Raw genomic sequence first — 1,542 nt, 5'->3', positions numbered from 1 at the left:
CGGGATTACATTTTCATGCCCTTGCCCGTTTTCTTCTGCGGCTTCTCCTGCTGCTGTTGCTGGCGGGCGTCCTTCGGGTTGGTCTGACCTTTCTGCAACGGCTCTCTCAGATTCTTTGTAGCCTCGTTGGTCTTGCCATCGTTGTTCACCGCCACCTGCGTGCGGCTCTCGTTGGACGGAGCAACCTGCTGTGCATTGTCAGGGTTCGTGTCGTAGCGGTACGGGCGTCCCTTCTCCGGGTTGAACTTGATATACATCGTGGCATGGAAGCCCTGCTTGTCGGTCACGTTCTCCAGCTTCACGGCTTTACCCGCCACATAGTCGGCTTTCTGCTGGTCGGTGAAGCTCACGCCGCTCCATTTGCTGATGGGGCGGATGCTGCCGTCCTCGTTCGTCCACGTGTTGCGGCGTTGCTCCTTCTTGGTCTGTGCGGCATTTTCCCCGCCCTGCGCCTGACTTTTCGATGTGTCGCCTTTGGTTTCCTGTGTCTGTGCGGTACGGGGCGACTTGCCGGTTCCCGGCACGAACTCCACGCCGCGCTGCTCCACGTTCACTTGCAGGGTGGTGACGAACTTTCTGCCGTCGTTGCGCTCGATGAGCTTGTCGCGTACGGGCAGTCCGGCGCGGAGCATGTCCCGCTCCTGCGTGGTGATTTCCGTCTTGCCGATGCGCTCCGGGATGCGCACCCTGCTTGCCGGAATGTCCGTGATTTCATTCGTCTTGCGGTCGATGCTGATGTAGGAGGGGATGATCTCGCCCGTTTCCCTGTCCACAATGTCCACGACCCTACCGAGATTGCCCGTTTCGCGGAGGTTCTTCCGGTCATTGTCGGAGAATTTGTGTTCCTTGTACTCATCCAGCTTCTGCTCCTTGCGGATGAAGTGCGGCACGAGGCTGATGTTTCCCTCACCGTCCTTCTTGAAGGAGAGGCGGGCGTCCAGCTCGAATGATTCGCCGCCGAAGGTCGGTTTGACCTTTACCAAGTCGGACTTGCCATAGTTGAGCATCTTCGTAAGGTCGCCGGACTTTTCAAGGTTGTCCCGCTTTACGCCCCATCTGTCCTCCAGCTCCTGCCAGTTGATTTTACTCTCGTCGATGGGCTGGTAGCCACGTTTGCCCTGCATCTGTTCGGATTTGTCCTGTTGCTGTTCTTTCCGTTGTTCCATGTTCTCCTGTTTTTGAGGTTCTTGTTTCTCTGTCTGTTGTGCTGCCATCTCTTCCTGCACCTTCTTCTCATAGTCGGAGGTGTCCACCTTGTGAGGGGCGAGCAGCTCCTTGTTCGCTTCGGGGTCTTTCAGCAGTTGCTTCATCACCTCTAAGAGATTTTCAGCTTGGTCTGCCGCAATGCGGTAGAAACCGAAGCGGCTGGGTTCCTTGCACTGCCGGAAGAAGTTCTTGAAGAAGTTGTCCAGCACGTCGCCATGTCGGTCGAATTGCAGGAAACTCTGCGCGTTCTCCGCTTTTGCGGGGGTGCGCTTGGGTGTGCCGTCCGCGTTCAGCCCGGCTACCACGCTGATCTCGCCTGTCTTCTCGTCACGGACT

1 protein-coding gene is annotated in these 1,542 nt (G+C 57.3%); it reads right to left on the bottom strand.

The window, feature by feature from the left end:
* Nucleotides 1-5: 5 nt before the first annotated feature.
* Nucleotides 6-1,542: DUF3945 domain-containing protein (locus WKT12_RS16360; protein ID WP_340320320.1), on the bottom strand; the 1,537-nt coding region annotated here is incomplete at its 5' end.

Source organism: Phocaeicola sp. HCN-6420, from assembly GCF_037890145.1.
In the GTDB taxonomy this organism is placed as follows: Bacteria; Bacteroidota; Bacteroidia; order Bacteroidales; family Bacteroidaceae; genus Phocaeicola.
Note: the sequence above shows the minus strand (reverse complement) of the source record. Positions and strands in the feature narration are given on the sequence as shown.